15 protein-coding genes are annotated in these 14,523 nt (G+C 33.9%); 14 read left to right on the forward strand and 1 reads right to left on the reverse strand.

Features of this window, described 5'->3' with window-relative positions:
- The 9 genes from CBF36_RS07665 to CBF36_RS07705 all read left to right on the forward strand — a co-directional run bounded on the left by CBF36_RS07665 (window position 1) and on the right by CBF36_RS07705 (window position 8,262).
- Window positions 1-1,437: a RecQ family ATP-dependent DNA helicase gene (locus tag CBF36_RS07665; RefSeq protein ID WP_165865421.1), complete on the forward strand. Its 1,437-nt coding sequence runs from the start codon at window positions 1-3 to the stop codon at window positions 1,435-1,437.
- A 62-nt stretch (window positions 1,438-1,499) separates the two neighbouring features.
- The gene (locus CBF36_RS07670) at window positions 1,500-2,126 is read left to right on the forward strand and encodes a LysM peptidoglycan-binding domain-containing protein (RefSeq protein ID WP_125957869.1); all 627 of its coding nucleotides are present in this window, start codon (window positions 1,500-1,502) and stop codon (window positions 2,124-2,126) included.
- 63 nt (window positions 2,127-2,189) lie between these two features.
- Window positions 2,190-2,861, forward strand: coding sequence for a (d)CMP kinase (gene cmk / locus CBF36_RS07675; RefSeq protein WP_125957870.1), 672 nt, complete (start codon window positions 2,190-2,192; stop codon window positions 2,859-2,861).
- A 102-nt stretch (window positions 2,862-2,963) separates the two neighbouring features.
- Window positions 2,964-4,133, forward strand: a complete 1,170-nt coding sequence (gene rpsA, locus CBF36_RS07680; protein ID WP_125957871.1) for a 30S ribosomal protein S1 — start codon at window positions 2,964-2,966, stop codon at window positions 4,131-4,133.
- 122 nt (window positions 4,134-4,255) lie between these two features.
- Entirely contained in the window at window positions 4,256-5,566 is a 1,311-nt protein-coding gene (gene der, locus CBF36_RS07685) for a ribosome biogenesis GTPase Der (RefSeq protein ID WP_125957872.1), read from the forward strand.
- A gap of 230 nt (window positions 5,567-5,796) precedes the next feature.
- The gene (locus CBF36_RS07690; protein ID WP_071457044.1) at window positions 5,797-6,072 is read left to right on the forward strand and encodes an HU family DNA-binding protein; all 276 of its coding nucleotides are present in this window, start codon (window positions 5,797-5,799) and stop codon (window positions 6,070-6,072) included.
- Between the two features lie 123 nt (window positions 6,073-6,195).
- Window positions 6,196-6,438 (forward strand): GlsB/YeaQ/YmgE family stress response membrane protein, encoded by a 243-nt coding sequence (locus tag CBF36_RS07695; protein ID WP_125957873.1) that lies wholly within the window; start codon window positions 6,196-6,198, stop codon window positions 6,436-6,438.
- Between the two features lie 26 nt (window positions 6,439-6,464).
- The gene (locus tag CBF36_RS07700; protein ID WP_125957874.1) at window positions 6,465-7,709 is read left to right on the forward strand and encodes a tetratricopeptide repeat protein; all 1,245 of its coding nucleotides are present in this window, start codon (window positions 6,465-6,467) and stop codon (window positions 7,707-7,709) included.
- Window positions 7,710-7,716: 7 nt separating this feature from the next.
- Window positions 7,717-8,262 (forward strand): YpiB family protein, encoded by a 546-nt coding sequence (locus CBF36_RS07705; RefSeq protein WP_125957875.1) that lies wholly within the window; start codon window positions 7,717-7,719, stop codon window positions 8,260-8,262.
- A 6-nt stretch (window positions 8,263-8,268) separates the two neighbouring features.
- On the opposite strand, the gene CBF36_RS07710 is transcribed toward CBF36_RS07705, so the two are convergent.
- The gene (locus tag CBF36_RS07710) at window positions 8,269-9,156 is read right to left on the reverse strand and encodes a YitT family protein (protein ID WP_125957876.1); all 888 of its coding nucleotides are present in this window, start codon (window positions 9,154-9,156) and stop codon (window positions 8,269-8,271) included.
- Window positions 9,157-9,283: 127 nt separating this feature from the next.
- Here CBF36_RS07710 and CBF36_RS07715 point away from each other — a divergent pair, with 127 nt between their 5' ends.
- From CBF36_RS07715 to CBF36_RS07735, 5 genes are all read left to right on the forward strand, one after another.
- Window positions 9,284-9,631, forward strand: coding sequence for a nucleotide pyrophosphohydrolase (locus CBF36_RS07715; RefSeq protein ID WP_125957877.1), 348 nt, complete (start codon window positions 9,284-9,286; stop codon window positions 9,629-9,631).
- A 13-nt stretch (window positions 9,632-9,644) separates the two neighbouring features.
- On the forward strand, window positions 9,645-10,850 hold the full coding sequence (locus CBF36_RS07720) for a CCA tRNA nucleotidyltransferase (RefSeq protein ID WP_125957881.1): 1,206 nt from the start codon (window positions 9,645-9,647) through the stop codon (window positions 10,848-10,850).
- Window positions 10,851-11,210 carry a thioesterase family protein gene (locus tag CBF36_RS07725; protein ID WP_125957878.1) on the forward strand — a complete coding sequence of 120 codons (360 nt, stop codon included), beginning with the start codon at window positions 10,851-10,853 and terminating at the stop codon, window positions 11,208-11,210. It abuts the gene before it with no gap.
- A gap of 115 nt (window positions 11,211-11,325) precedes the next feature.
- On the forward strand, window positions 11,326-11,784 hold the full coding sequence (locus tag CBF36_RS07730; RefSeq protein WP_125957879.1) for a hypothetical protein: 459 nt from the start codon (window positions 11,326-11,328) through the stop codon (window positions 11,782-11,784).
- Between the two features lie 170 nt (window positions 11,785-11,954).
- Window positions 11,955-14,523, forward strand: a 2,569-nt coding sequence (locus CBF36_RS07735; protein WP_165865422.1) for a Cna B-type domain-containing protein, incomplete at its 3' end; no start/stop codon positions are given.

The following is a 14,523-nucleotide window of genomic DNA, read 5'->3' on the forward strand; positions in this document are numbered from 1 at the left end:
ATGACACTTGAAGCATTTTTGGAGAAGACGTTTCATTTTACACGTTTTCATGAGGGGCAAAAAGAAACGATAGAGAATTTGTTAAGAGGTAAATCTACATTATCCATCTTACCAACGGGTGCTGGTAAATCACTTTGTTATCAGTTTCCAAGCTATTATCAGCAGACAGGTCAAACAGTGATTGTTTCACCACTCATTTCACTTATGGAAGACCAGGTATCATTACTTAGAAAAAATGGGGAAAAATCAGTTGTAGCAATTAACAGCCTTTTAGAAAAAAGGTCTAAGAAGTATGTGATGAGTCGCTTAAATCACTATCGTTTCATTTTCATTAGTCCTGAGTCATTAAGCCAACCTGAGATATTAAGTTATTTTAAAGAATTACAGATTGGATTATTTGTTGTGGATGAAGCTCATTGTATTTCTCAATGGGGTCACGATTTTAGACCAAGCTACCTTGCTTTAAAAGAAATTAAAGCTCAATTATCTCATCCTTTGACCTTGGCACTAACTGCCACCGCAACACCTGAAGTGAAAGAGGATATTTATCACCAACTATTTGATGTGGAAGAAGTCGCCGAGGTGTGCCAGTCTGTTAATCGTGAAAATATTTATTATGAAGTGGTGGAGACAGAGGACAAATTGGATTACTTAGAAACGTTTTTACAAGATAAAAAAGTGCCTGGCATTATTTATTTTTCAAGTAAAAAAGAAGCGGACCGCGTGTCGGATTGGTTAAATGCTCGTTTGCCGTATTTAGTTCAAAGTTATCACGCAGATATGTCTAATGATGACCGGATTAGAATTCAAGAACAGTTTATCCACGATGACATTCGAGTGTTGTGTGCGACAAGTGCATTTGGTATGGGAATAAATAAAGGAAACATTCGATTTGTTGTACATTATCACGTGCCAAACAGTTTAGAAAATTTTGTCCAAGAATCTGGGCGAGCTGGACGAGATGGAAAACAAAGCTTATCACTTGTTTTATACCAACCAGGTGATGAACAAATTCATTTTTTCTTACAAGAACAGACATATCAAGAAAAACAAGACTTATTGTTTTTAGAAAACAAATCTGCTGTTGATAGACAAACATTTTTGTCGGCCATGACAGACAGTCAAAAAAAATGGCTAAATCAGATTGAAACAAGTCAAGAAGGATGGAATGGCTATAAGCAAACGCTCACCAAAAAGAAAAGACAGCAAGAATTAAATATTTTTAAAATGATGGATTATTGCCAAACCAGTGCTTGTCGGCGTGAGATGATTCAACATTATTTTAATGAGCAAAGTATTAAGAAACAAACGATTTGTTGTGATAATTGTTGTCATGAACAACCGGATATTAATAGTGAACCGGTAGAGGAAAAACAACAAAACAACCAATTGACGTCACAAGAAAAATTAGAAAAAATGTTTTTTTTAGGGATTTAGAGCGACATCTTGTATTAATTATGATAAAATAATTAAAGATATTTTTTTAGGAGGTTTTATTTTTGAGTAAGGAAAATAATGTAAATAATGAAGATAAAAAACAAGAATTAAACGAAAAGGAAAATTGGGATCAAGAGATTTATGAAGAAGATGGCTCTAGAACGAATCGTCGAACTAAATCTGAAAAGAGAACATGGTTTGTTGTCAGTATTATTGTCATCCTATTTTTAATCGTATTAATTCCTACTGGAGCAATCATTTATTCTCAAATGAGTGGCAATTTAAATAATGGTAAAACGGCATCTGTTTCTAGTTCAACAACTGTTGTTAGCAGTTCAACAAAAGAATCAGAAACCAAATCAACTGAGTCAAGTACTCAAACAACAACATCTTCATCAACAGTAGCCAGTACATCTGAGACGTTTGCTGATGTAGAAGTGCCAAAAGATGATCCAGCAACAAGAGGTCAAGTGGCACAAAACGAAACAGAACAAAATAATACAACACAACAAAACCAAGCAGCACAAACAACAGGTGGCGATACGGTTGCTTATGGACAAGGTGATAGCTCAAGATCATTATGGAAAATCTCACAAGAAGCGGGGATTTCATTGGATCAATTGTATCAACTAAATCCAGGTGTGACAGCAAGTAACGTTCAACCAGGTCAACCAATTAGAGTAAGATAAATAATTAAAAGTCGTCCTAGGGCGGCTTTTTAATTATAGTGAATAGAAAGAGGCAAGACGTAGATGAGTAAACAGATTCAAGTGGCAATTGACGGGCCAGCTTCTGCTGGAAAAAGTACTGTAGCAAAAATTTTAGCAAAAAAAATGGGATATATTTATTGTGATACAGGTGCGATGTATCGAGTGGTAACATTTCATGCTTTAGAAAATAAGATTGATTTAAAAAATGTTGAAGAATTAATGAACGCTTTAAATCATTTAGATATTTCGTTTGATTATGTCGAGGGAGTACAACATGTTTACGCCAATGGAGTGGACGTGACAACAGATATTCGCATGCCTGATGTAACCAATCATGTATCTGAAGTAGCAGCTATTAAAGAAATCAGACACGAATTAGTCAATCGTCAAAAAGCAATATCCGCATCACAAAGTATTGTAATGGATGGACGAGATATTGGAACAGTTGTCTTACCTGATGCTGATTTAAAAATATTTTTAGTCGCAAGTGTGAAAGAACGGGCCGAAAGACGCTATAAAGAAAATGTCTCAAAAGGAATTATGACCAGTTTAGAAGTGTTACAAAAAGAGATAGAAGATAGAGATTACTATGATTCACATCGAAAAGAATCACCATTAATTCAAGCAAAAGATGCAATAAAAGTGGATACAACAGGATTATCTATAGAAGAAGTTGTAAAAGTCATAGAAAATGAACTAAAAAAGGTAATTTAATCTCAAAATAATAGATAATACTAGTAAAGTCTTTTTATTTTATGTAGAATATAAGTATGTAGTAAAAATCAAGTAAGTGTTGCTTAGGAGGATAAGGATATTATGGCAGATGAAACAATGTTAGATGCAATTGAAAGTGTTCAAGATGTAAAAGTTGGTGATTTAGTACAAGGTGAGATTTTAGCCGTTGACGATAATAAACAAGCAGTTGTTGGAATTATCGGTGCTGGTGTTGAAGGGGTTATCCCTTTAAAAGAATTATCAACTATTCCAGTAGAAAACGTGACAGACGTTGTCTCAATTGGTGATATTATTGATTTAGTTGTTATTTCTGAAATCGGAAAAGATAAAGAAAATGGTAGCTACTTATTATCTAAACGTCGCCTAGATGCACGTAAAGTATGGCAAGAAATTGAAGATAAATTCAAAGCAGGCGAATTAATCGAAGGACCTGTAACAGATGTGGTTAAAGGCGGATTGGTTGTTGATGTGGGTGTTAGAGGATTTGTTCCAGCATCAATGGTATCTGATCACTTCGTATCCGATTTTTCTGAATATAAAGGTCAAACATTAACATTCAAAATTGTTGAAATTGAACCATCAGAAAATCGTTTGATTCTTTCTCATAGAGCCGTATTAGAAGCAGAAAAAGCAAAAGCAAAAGAAGAAGTCTTTGGTAAATTAGTTGCAGGTGACGTGGTAACTGGTAAAGTAGCTCGTTTAACTGACTTTGGTGCGTTTGTTGATTTAGGTGGTGTGGATGGATTAGTTCACGTTTCTGAAATCTCTCATGCCCATGTGTCTAAACCTTCTGATGTATTAAATTCAGGAGATGAAGTAACTGTTAAAGTATTAAGCATTGATCCAGAAAAAGAACGCGTGTCATTGTCAATTAAAGAAACATTAGCAGGTCCATGGGATGATATTGAATCAAAAGCAAGTGTTGGATCAGTTTTAGAAGGAACAGTGAAACGATTAACAACATTTGGCGCATTTGTTGAAGTATTACCAGGTGTTGAAGGATTGGTTCATATTTCTCAAATTTCACATAAACACATTGCAACCCCTCATGAAGAATTAAATGAAGGTGACGTCGTTCAAGTGAAAGTTCTAGACGTGTCTGAAGAAAACAAACGTATTGGTTTAAGCATTAAAGCCTTACAAGAAAAAGAAGATGAAGTAGTCGTAGAAGAAGACGATTATGTGATGCCCGAAGAGTCAACAGGCTTTACATTAGGTGATGTGTTAGGTGAAGATTTAACAGGTAAATAAAAAAACGTCAGCTTGCGAGCTGACTTTTTTTATGAATTATTTGACATTTACCTTGCGCCAACCGTGGCTTCGGGTTAAACTACATAAGGATAAAAAAGTAAAAGGATAAAGGAGGAATGACTATGTCAATCCCTACACTAGCGATTGTTGGACGTCCAAACGTTGGAAAATCAACCCTGTTCAATCGTATGGCTGGAGAGAGAATTTCTATCGTGGAAGATGTTCCTGGTGTCACTCGTGATAGAATTTATGCCCATTCTGAATGGTTGGGACGTGAATTTAGCATTATTGATACTGGTGGAATCGAGATGAGTGATGAGCCTTTTATGGATCAAATTAAACACCAAGCTCAAATAGCTATTGAAGAAGCAGATGTGATTATTTTAGTGACAAGTGGTCGTGAAGGCGTGACTGATGCAGATGAATATGTCGCTAAAATATTATATAAAAGTGATAAACCAGTCATTTTAGCAGTAAATAAAGTAGATAATCCTGAAATGCGTAGTGATATTTATGAATTTTATTCACTTGGATTAGGCGAACCAATTCCTGTTTCAGGAAGTCATGGTATCGGTTTAGGAGACGTGTTAGATGAAGCCATTAAACATTTTAGTCCAGTTGAAGTGGAAGAAGAAGACGACATTATTCGTTTTAGTTTAATTGGTCGACCAAATGTTGGGAAATCTTCTCTTATTAATGCGATGTTAGGCGAAGATAGAGTAATCGTTTCTAACGTTGCCGGAACAACTCGTGACGCGATTGATACCTCTTTTGTATCAAATACAGGCCAAGAGTTTATCATGATTGATACTGCCGGTATGAGAAAAAAAGGTAAAGTCTACGAAAATACGGAAAAATATAGTGCAATGCGTGCAATGCGTGCGATTGATCGCTCTGATGTGGTATTAGTCGTATTGAACGCTGAAGAAGGAATCCGTGAGTACGATAAGCGTATTGCTGGATTTGCTCATGATGCAGGGAAAGGTATTGTGATTGTCGTAAATAAATGGGATACACTAGAAAAAGATAATCATACGATGAAAGAGTTTGAAGAAGACATTCGCTCTGAATTTAGATATCTTGATTATGCTCCAATAGTGTATGTATCAGCTAAGACAAAACAACGTTTGCATCAATTACCAGAAATAATTGAAACAGTGAGTCAAAACCAAACACTACGTATCCCATCATCTATTTTAAACGATGTTATCATGGATGCGGTGGCAATTAACCCAACACCAACAGATAAAGGAAAACGTTTGAAGATATTTTATGCGACACAAGTTGCCATCAAACCACCAACTTTTGTTGTGTTTGTTAATGAAGAAGAATTAATGCATTTTTCATACTCAAGATTCTTAGAAAACCAAATAAGACGTGCCTTTGAGTTTGAAGGAACGCCAATTCGAATTTTAACAAGACGAAGAAAATAGATAATTTTAACATACTATTTTTATTTTTGCAAAAAAAGATAAAAAAAGCTAAAATATCAATGATTTCTTTGATTAACCTTGCTAAATCAATGTTCTTATGGTATCTTTGTTTAAGAAATATTGTAAACGAATATTTCTACTCATGCATATTGAATGATTCAAAATGGATGATTTAGAAAACATGATGTCACATAAAACATCGAATCTTTTTCGAGGAGGTGAAATTAATAATGGCAAACAAAGCAGAATTAATCGAAAAAGTTGCAGAAGCAACAGGATTAACTAAAAAAGATGCTACAGCATCAGTAGACGCTGTATTTACTTCAATCCAAGAATTTTTATCTGAAGGTGAAAAAGTTCAATTAATCGGTTTCGGAAACTTCGAAGTACGTGAAAGAGCTGCCCGTAAAGGACGTAACCCACAAACAGGTGAAGAAATTCAAATCGCTGCAAGTAAAGTACCTGCATTTAAACCAGGTAAAGCGTTAAAAGATGCAGTTAAATAAAACTGTTAAAGCAAGTATCGAATTTTCGGTACTTGCTTTTTTATATAAAATTAAACGAATTTCTAGGAAAAAACATAGAAATCAGATAGAATGAATAGGACAAATAAAATAAGGGTGATTATCATGCATTGGATTTCAGTATTAATCGTAGGAAGTATTATTGGTGCAGTCGCAACATTAATAACTGGGAAAAAAGATTCGCAAGGTTGCTTGTTTAATCTTGTAGCAGGGTTATTAGGCTCTGCAATTGGGCAAAAAATGTTTGGTGATGATTGGGGAGGACAATTAGCTGGTATGGCATTGGTTCCTTCGATTTTAGGGGCGATTATTATTATTGCGATTGCGTCTATTTTCCAAAAAAAATAAGACATCACAGGTGAAGGAGAAAAAATATGTCATATAGTAAACAAATGTTAGAAGCATTATCATCTGGGGATTTGGCTCAAGCGACAGTCTATTTTAATGAAGCATTGTCACAGGATTTACCAGAAGAAAAATTACAATTAGCGGATAATTTATATCAACTAGGCTTTCTTGAAGAAGCAAGTACCTTGTTTAAAGATTTATTGACACTTTATCCAGATGAAGATAGCTTGAAAATTTCTTTAGGTGAAATTGCGATTGAAGAAGATAAATTAGAAGAAGCGTTTGAATGGTTAGAACAAATTAAGCCAAGCAGTGAATTATACGCACAAAGCTTATTGACGTTAGCGGACATTTATCAAATGATGGAAATTCCTGAAGTGAGCGAGCAAAAATTAAAAGAAGCTAAAAAGATATTACCAAATGAGCCATTGATTGATTTAGCACTAGGAGAATTATATTTCTCAACTGAAAGCTATCAAAATGTTATTACAACGTATGAGATGATAAAAGAAACGTACCCAACCTTTGAGTCACCAATTGATTTAGATGAGCGTATAGGGGTATCTTTATCAAGAATTGGGGAATATGAAGAAGCAGTAACGTTTTTAGAATCTGCTATTAAACAATCTGAAACAGTGGAGCGATTATTTCAGTTGGCTCTTTGTTACTATCAAATTAAAGAAAATGAACGCAGTATTCAACTCTTAACAAAAGTTAGCGAGATGAACCCTGAGTTTAATCAAGTTTATTACCCATTAGCACAAATTCTGTTTGATGAAGGTCGATATGATGACGCATTAGAAGTAGCTGAAAAAGGGATTCATGTTAATCCTTATGATGTGTCTGTCTATCATTTAGCGTCAGAAGCGTCTTATCAACTAAATCAAAAAGACCAGGCAAAAATGTATTTAGAAGAAGTTATCTCATTGGAATTAGATAGTGATATTTCCAAACTAAAACTAGCTGAACTGTTATTAAAAGAGGAAGAGTATGAAGAGGCCATCCATTTAGTTTCGACATTAGATATTTTAGATCAAGGTGAAGCCTACTGGTACTTAGCTCAAGCTTATAATGGTTTAGAAGAGTATGAAGATGCGAAAAAATATTATGAGTTAGCTCATCCATATATGGATATTGACGCTGATTTCTTAAAAGATTATGGTATCTTTTTACGAGAAGAAGGACAATTAGACAAATCAAAAGAGGTATTACAAGCCTACCTGACAATGGTTCCGGATGATTTGATGATTGTTACAATGTTGGAAGAGTAGTGAGAATATGATTAATTTAGAGGACAAACGAGCCTTTATCACCTGGCTAGTGGAAACTATTACGCTAAAAGAAAAAGAAGCTTATTGGATTTTAAATTATTTACTTAATCACGATGCTTTACTCAATCGTGTCGTGTTCGTTGAACAAGCGGATAAAACGCCTAGAGGACTCGTGATAGCCGATACAAAGACAAGTCAGGATGGACTCGTTTTGTTTAAAGAAACCCATCCTTTTACTGATGCACAACAAATATTTCATGAGATTAGAATGAATTATAAAGATGCCTTATACATCGAAATTTATTTTGAGAATCGTGAGTTCAATCAGTTGTATCAAACAGTCATAGAAGATAATCCGTTTCTTAGTGCGTTTGATTTGATTTCAACAGAGATGTTTCATCGTATAGAAGAAGATTTTAAACAAAAGCAATCCGAAAAAGAAGAGGAATATTTATTAACTAAAATAAATGATGCGATTGATTCAAACAATCAACAAGAGTTTATTTATTGGTCAGATGAATACCAAAAAAGAAAAAACAAAAGCGATGGATAATCTCCCTCACTTTTGTTTTTTTGCTTGTTCATGTAGCTCTTGCAATTCTTTATAAGTAAAGCCTTCTCCTGAGACTTCATTGATGTTGAAAAAGGTCATAAAAGCACGTGGATCAATCTCATAACAGATTTCTTTAATACGACTCATCTCACTAATGCTTGCAACACAATAAACCATTTGTCTACTTTCTTTTGAAAAGCCGCCTTCACTGTTAATATACGTTACACCGCGATCTAACTCTTTCATAATGGTATCGCCAATTTGTCTATCATGGTCTGAGACAATAAAAACGGCCTTAGCACCATAGGACGCATCTTGTACGAAATCCACCACTCGGCTGAATACAAAGACAGCAATAAGCGTGTACATCATTTCTTTAAGTGATAAATAGCTTAGAGACAACAGTAAGACACATATATCTAATGTAAACAATGACCGACCAATCGTCATGCCTAAACGTCTCTCGATGATGCGCGCGATAATGTCTGTTCCACCAGTCGTCCCACCATACTTATACACGATTCCACTACCAATTCCACCACAAATTCCTGCAAGGAGTGCTGCAATTAAAATATCATTATCGACTGAAATATTTAAAGGTATTTTTTGCCAAATCCACAAATTTAATGATAAGGATAAGGACCCAACTAATGTTAAAATAAGAGGTTCTAATCCGAGTAATTTTAATCCAACTAAAATAAGCGGAATATTTAAAATAAGTGTTGTCAGTGCAGGATCAATGTGAAAAAGATTGTAGATAATCAATGCAATCCCAGTCATCCCACCTTCAGCTAACTTGTTTGCCATATTAAAATTAACCAAACCAAAGCTAAAAATACTCGCTCCAATAAAAATCATGATACAATTAATAAAAAATTGCCTGTTTATACGCATAGTTTGCCCCCAGAAAACCATATTTACTCCATTTAGTTTCATCTTATCACTGTCTAAGTGGTGCAACAAGGGCAAACAGATACTAAAAACTAGGTGTATTTTAGAACATTTTTAAAAGGAGTTTGTTATGGAAAAAATAGAGAAGTTGACTCAAATGCAAAAAGAGGTGGATGATTACATTCAACAATTTAAAGCAGGCTATTTTTCGCCTCTTGCTCAAATGGCAAGATTAACTGAGGAAATGGGAGAGTTAGCTAGAGAAATTAATCATTACTACGGAGAAAAACCTAAAAAATTAACTGAAAAACCAAAAACAGTTGAAGAAGAATTAGGAGATGTTTTCGTTGTGTTGTTAATCATGGCGAATTCTTTAGACATAGATTTAACAAAAGTATTTGAAGATAACATGAAAAAGTTTTATGCTAGAGATAGTCATCGCTTTGAACGAGTAGATGAGGGAAAAAGTATGAAGTAGAAAGTTGATAAAAATGAAAATAAACGAGTTACCAATCGAATTTAAACAAGCTTTACCAGTCATAAAAGAAATCAATCGTCATGGTTATGAAGCCTATTTTGTTGGTGGAAGTGTCAGAGATGTTATTCTACATCAGACGATTCACGATGTTGATATTGCGACAAGTGCGTTTCCAGAAGAAATCAAAGAGATATTTCCACGAACGATTGATGTTGGGATTGAACATGGAACAGTCCTGGTTTTACATAATCAAGATCAATATGAAATTACCACATTTCGTACGGAGTCAACTTATCAAGATTATCGACGACCAGATAAGGTGACGTTTGTTAGAACTCTTGAAGAAGATTTAAAGCGACGTGATTTCACCATGAATGCGTTAGCTATGACACCTGATGGAGAGATTGTCGATTTATTTGAAGGCATTGAATCCATTCATGATAAAGAGATTAAAGCAGTCGGGAATCCGGATGAACGGTTTAGTGAAGATGCTCTTCGAATGATGCGAGCCTTGAGATTTGCCAGTCAACTAGATTTTAATATTGAAGTGAAGACAGAAGAGGCAATAACCAAAAATCATTTATTACTCGAAAAAATTGCCATTGAACGCATTTATATCGAGTGGGTTAAATTGTTAATGGGAGCCCATCGAAAAAAAGGGTTACGCCCTTTCATTGAAACAAATTGTTACAAATGTTGTCCAAAACTGTCGAATAAAAAAGAAGCGTTGCGAGTCTTTTCAGATGTTAATCCGACGATGAGGTTAACAAGTGAAGAGTTGGCTTGGAGTTGCTTGCTAATTACATTAAAAGAGACAAACGTTAAATCATTTTTAACAAAGTGGAAAGCCTCAAAACGCTTAACTACGGTAGTTAGTCAAGTTGTCATGTATTACAACCAACGTCTTGAAAAAGAGTGGGATGAACAATCTTTATATGATGCTGGGGTAGAGGTGATTTCTTTAGTCGAACAAACGCGTCTGTTTTTTGGCTTATCAAATGATGAAACCATGTATTTAGAAAAATACCATCAATTACCTATTAAATCCATGGCAGATTTGAGTATTTCTGGTCGTGATATTTTGTCATTCGTTGATAAAAAACCTGGGCCCTGGTTAGGTGAGATTTTAATGTTTAGTGAAAAACAAGTGTTAAACGGCTATTGGAAAAACGATAGGGACTTTCTGTTGGAAAAAATAAAGGAAAAGGTGGCGGAATAAATGGAATATGAAATGATGTTTGAAGTCACAAATCGATACACAGCAAAAGAATTAGGTTCAGGTACATTAAATGTATTAGGTACACCAGGACTTATTGCCATGGTTGAGAATGTCTGCATGAATGCAATCGAAAAAGACTTAGAATCTGGCTATACCTCTGTTGGATCTTCAATAGATATAAATCACATGCGTCCCTCAATAATGGGGGCATTAATTAAAATAGTGGTGATGATGAAAGAATCTGATGGTAAGTCATATCATTTTACTTATAAAGCATATGACCAAGATAAGGTGATAGCAACAGGTAAACACACACGTGTCAAAGTGAATACGATGACATTTATGGAGCGTATTAAATAATAATAGATATAATTTGTGAAAAGTTTAATAAAGTTGTTTATTTTTTAATCTAACCGTGTTACAATAAATGTGTAAGAAAGATGATAAGTTTCTAATTGGAAAGAGGAGATCATTTATGGCAAAAACAATGACAGGTTTTAAATTTTATTTCAGAAATGGTGAAACATGGACAATAGACCGTGAATGCATTGGCGATTTATGGATTAGTAAAGTATCAACAAGTTATGGACGTATTAATGGTAGTGATTTTCAAAAAATTAGACCATGTGAAGGATTTAAAATAGAAATATTAAGTGAAGCAGATCATGTGCAAACAGATGATATCAACTTAGGTGGATTAGAGTCAGGCATGTTTGAACGTGCGACAAAATACCAAGATATCGAAAAAATGGATATTGTATTTGATGATGGAACAAGTGATTTAATTTACTTCCCATACAAAGACAAAGAAACACCAGGTCAAGAAGGATTAGATAACATCCATCAAACAACAAGAATTTCTAAAAATGGTCGTTTATACATTGTCATTGACGAAACTAAGTCAGTTGATGACGTTTATGGTGAATTTTTATAAAAAACAAATAACGATTGTTTAAAGAGTTATGTCATTTAGGCATAACTCTTTTTTTTGTGTAAAAGTTCATAAAAAGTTCTAAAAAAAACAACAGATTATTAATTAAAAAACACACAAATAACCTTTAGTATGTTATATATGTTGAAAAAATGAATTTAAGGAGAGTAAAGGTGAAAAATAATAATCTAAAGATGAAATCAGTGTTTATGTTTTCATTATTAATCGTGGCGTTAATGATTAGTAGTGTGTTAACCATTGCTAAGACAAAAAAAGTTTACAATGGTGATCAATACATTACAAGTATTCGATTAAACCATGGTGATGGAAAGCAAATTGTTGATGGCGATACAATGTACATTAATGAGAAATATAGTTTGGAGTACGATTGGGAGATTCCTGATAATACTTTTAAACAAGGAGAATCACTTGATTTTTCTATTCCAAAAGAATTTAAAATCGTTGATAAGATGAACATTATTCTTAAAGATGGCTCGCAAGAAGTTGCAAGAGCAGATGTTGAAGGAAATGACACAGATGGTTACTATATTCATATGACGTTTACAACAGATTATGTTGAAACCCATTCTTTAGTATCTGGTAAATTCGATTTTAATTATATTTTAAATGAAAAGTACATTAAACAAGGATCAGATAATACTATTCTATTACCAGATCAAGAAATTATTGTTCATGTTCCTGAATATGATAGGCCAAATGAAGGTGGTGGCGGTGGTGTTGATGCAGGAGATGTCAATGCAAATAAAAAAATGGGTCAAGAACCAGATATTACCACAGCCGAACATCCTATCATTTTTAAATGGCAAATTGATCTTGGAAAAAATCAATTATTAGGTAAAGCGAATTCTTTTGAAGAAATTAAGCATATCTATATAAAAGACACACCAAAAGAGCAAAAATTTATACCTTTTGTTGAGATAGATGATTATTGGGGAGATTCTTTTGCATTTGATGGAGCGTTTTTTACTAATGCTGACTGGGTATATGAAGGTTTACCAATGGGTGCAGTGACTCTTGAAAAAAATAGTAGTGGTGATTACTACGAATCATTTGAAGTTGATATTTTACCAAGAATTAATGAATTTATTAAAAAAGCAGAACCAAATGATGGCAGTGATAAAGCAGATTTTAAACAATACAAAATAGAATACTACACAGAGCCATTGTATGAGCTGACAGAGGATACAAGGTTTGATAATGATGCCACTGTCACCATAGAATATGAGAATGGTGAGAAAGATTCTTGGAATTTGTCACACTCTATTATGTATAATGTTGCAGAAGGTAGCATCACAGGACAAACAGGTGGTGTGTCATTTGAGAAAGTGGATGCAGATAATAATAAGTCTTTAACAGGTGCAGAATTTGATTTGTATCAACAGTTAAATGGAAAAGATGACAAAAAAATTCAATCAGGCATTAAAACAGATGCTAAAGGAAAAGTAGAAGTAGATAATTTGACTGTTGGAAATTATTATTTTGTGGAAACAAAAGCACCAGAGGGTTATGAATTATCAAAAGAAAAATTGGCGTTTACATTAGAAAGACAAGATATGTCATCAGACAATCAAACCATTAAAATAAAAGATATTGGTCAATTTAAAAACAATCAGACTAAAAATATCGACGTGAATGTGACAAAACGTTGGAAAGATAACGAAAATCAAGATGGTATACGACCAAAGTCAATTCAAGTCCAGCTTTATGCAGATGGAAAAGAAAGTGGTAAACCAGTTGAATTAAATGAAGATAATGCTTGGAAACATACTTGGAAAAATTTAGCAGAAAGCTCAAATGGTCAGACAATAAAATATACAGTAAAAGAAGTCAGTGATGTACCAGGCTATACATCAAGTATCAATGATTCTAATGCATCAGATGTGATTATTACAAATACCCATGATCCTGAAATAACTGAAATTAAGGGCGAAAAACATTGGGATGATGCCAATAATCAAGATGGTAAACGTCCAACTTCAATTGAAGTGAATTTACTAGCTGATGGGAAAATTATTGATACTAAAACAGTGACAGAAAAAGATAATTGGAAATATGAATTTACTAATCTGCCAAAATACAATCAAGGTAAGTTAATTCGTTACACCGTGACTGAAAATACAGTGGAAGACTATTCCACAACAGTGAATGGTACAGACTTAATAAATCACTATACACCAGGTAAAATAAGTGTCACCGTGACAAAACGTTGGGAAGATAACAACAATCAAGATGGATTACGTCCAAATACTATTCAAGTTCAGCTTTATGCAGATGGCAAAGAAAGTGGTAAACCAGTTGAATTAAATGATGGGAATGAATGGACATATACTTGGCAAGAGTTAGCTGAAAAGGCAAATGGCCAAACGATTAAATATACGGTAAAAGAAGTGAGCCACGTACCAGGCTATACGGTTACTACAACAGATAGTAATCAAGGAAATATCATTATTACAAATACCCATAATTCTGAAATAACTGAAATTAAAGGTGAAAAACACTGGGATGATGCCAACAATCAAGATGGCAAACGTCCGACTTCAATTGAAGTGAATTTACTAGCTGATGGGAAAATTATTGATACTAAAACAGTGACAGAAAAAGATAATTGGAAATATGAATTTACTAATCTGCCAAAATACAATCAAGGTAAGTTAATTCGTTACACCGTGACTGAAAATACAGTGGAAGACTATTCCACAACAGTGAATGGTACAGACTTAA

This window comes from Vagococcus bubulae (assembly GCF_003950315.1).
GTDB lineage: Bacteria > Bacillota > Bacilli > Lactobacillales > Vagococcaceae > Vagococcus > Vagococcus bubulae.

What these genes read in the sequence shown, in the direction of transcription:
- CBF36_RS07665 (WP_165865421.1), top strand. Translation starts at nt 1, where the DNA reads ATGACACTTGAAGCATTTTTGGAGAAGACGTTTCATTTTACACGTTTT.
- cmk (WP_125957870.1), top strand. Translation starts at nt 2,190, where the DNA reads ATGAGTAAACAGATTCAAGTGGCAATTGACGGGCCAGCTTCTGCTGGA.
- rpsA (WP_125957871.1), top strand. Translation starts at nt 2,964, where the DNA reads ATGGCAGATGAAACAATGTTAGATGCAATTGAAAGTGTTCAAGATGTA.
- der (WP_125957872.1), top strand. Translation starts at nt 4,256, where the DNA reads ATGTCAATCCCTACACTAGCGATTGTTGGACGTCCAAACGTTGGAAAA.
- CBF36_RS07690 (WP_071457044.1), top strand. Translation starts at nt 5,797, where the DNA reads ATGGCAAACAAAGCAGAATTAATCGAAAAAGTTGCAGAAGCAACAGGA.
- CBF36_RS07695 (WP_125957873.1), top strand. Translation starts at nt 6,196, where the DNA reads ATGCATTGGATTTCAGTATTAATCGTAGGAAGTATTATTGGTGCAGTC.
- CBF36_RS07700 (WP_125957874.1), top strand. Translation starts at nt 6,465, where the DNA reads ATGTCATATAGTAAACAAATGTTAGAAGCATTATCATCTGGGGATTTG.
- CBF36_RS07705 (WP_125957875.1), top strand. Translation starts at nt 7,717, where the DNA reads ATGATTAATTTAGAGGACAAACGAGCCTTTATCACCTGGCTAGTGGAA.
- CBF36_RS07710 (WP_125957876.1), bottom strand. Translation starts at nt 9,156, where the DNA reads ATGCGTATAAACAGGCAATTTTTTATTAATTGTATCATGATTTTTATT.
- CBF36_RS07715 (WP_125957877.1), top strand. Translation starts at nt 9,284, where the DNA reads ATGGAAAAAATAGAGAAGTTGACTCAAATGCAAAAAGAGGTGGATGAT.
- CBF36_RS07720 (WP_125957881.1), top strand. Translation starts at nt 9,645, where the DNA reads ATGAAAATAAACGAGTTACCAATCGAATTTAAACAAGCTTTACCAGTC.
- CBF36_RS07725 (WP_125957878.1), top strand. Translation starts at nt 10,851, where the DNA reads ATGGAATATGAAATGATGTTTGAAGTCACAAATCGATACACAGCAAAA.
- CBF36_RS07730 (WP_125957879.1), top strand. Translation starts at nt 11,326, where the DNA reads ATGGCAAAAACAATGACAGGTTTTAAATTTTATTTCAGAAATGGTGAA.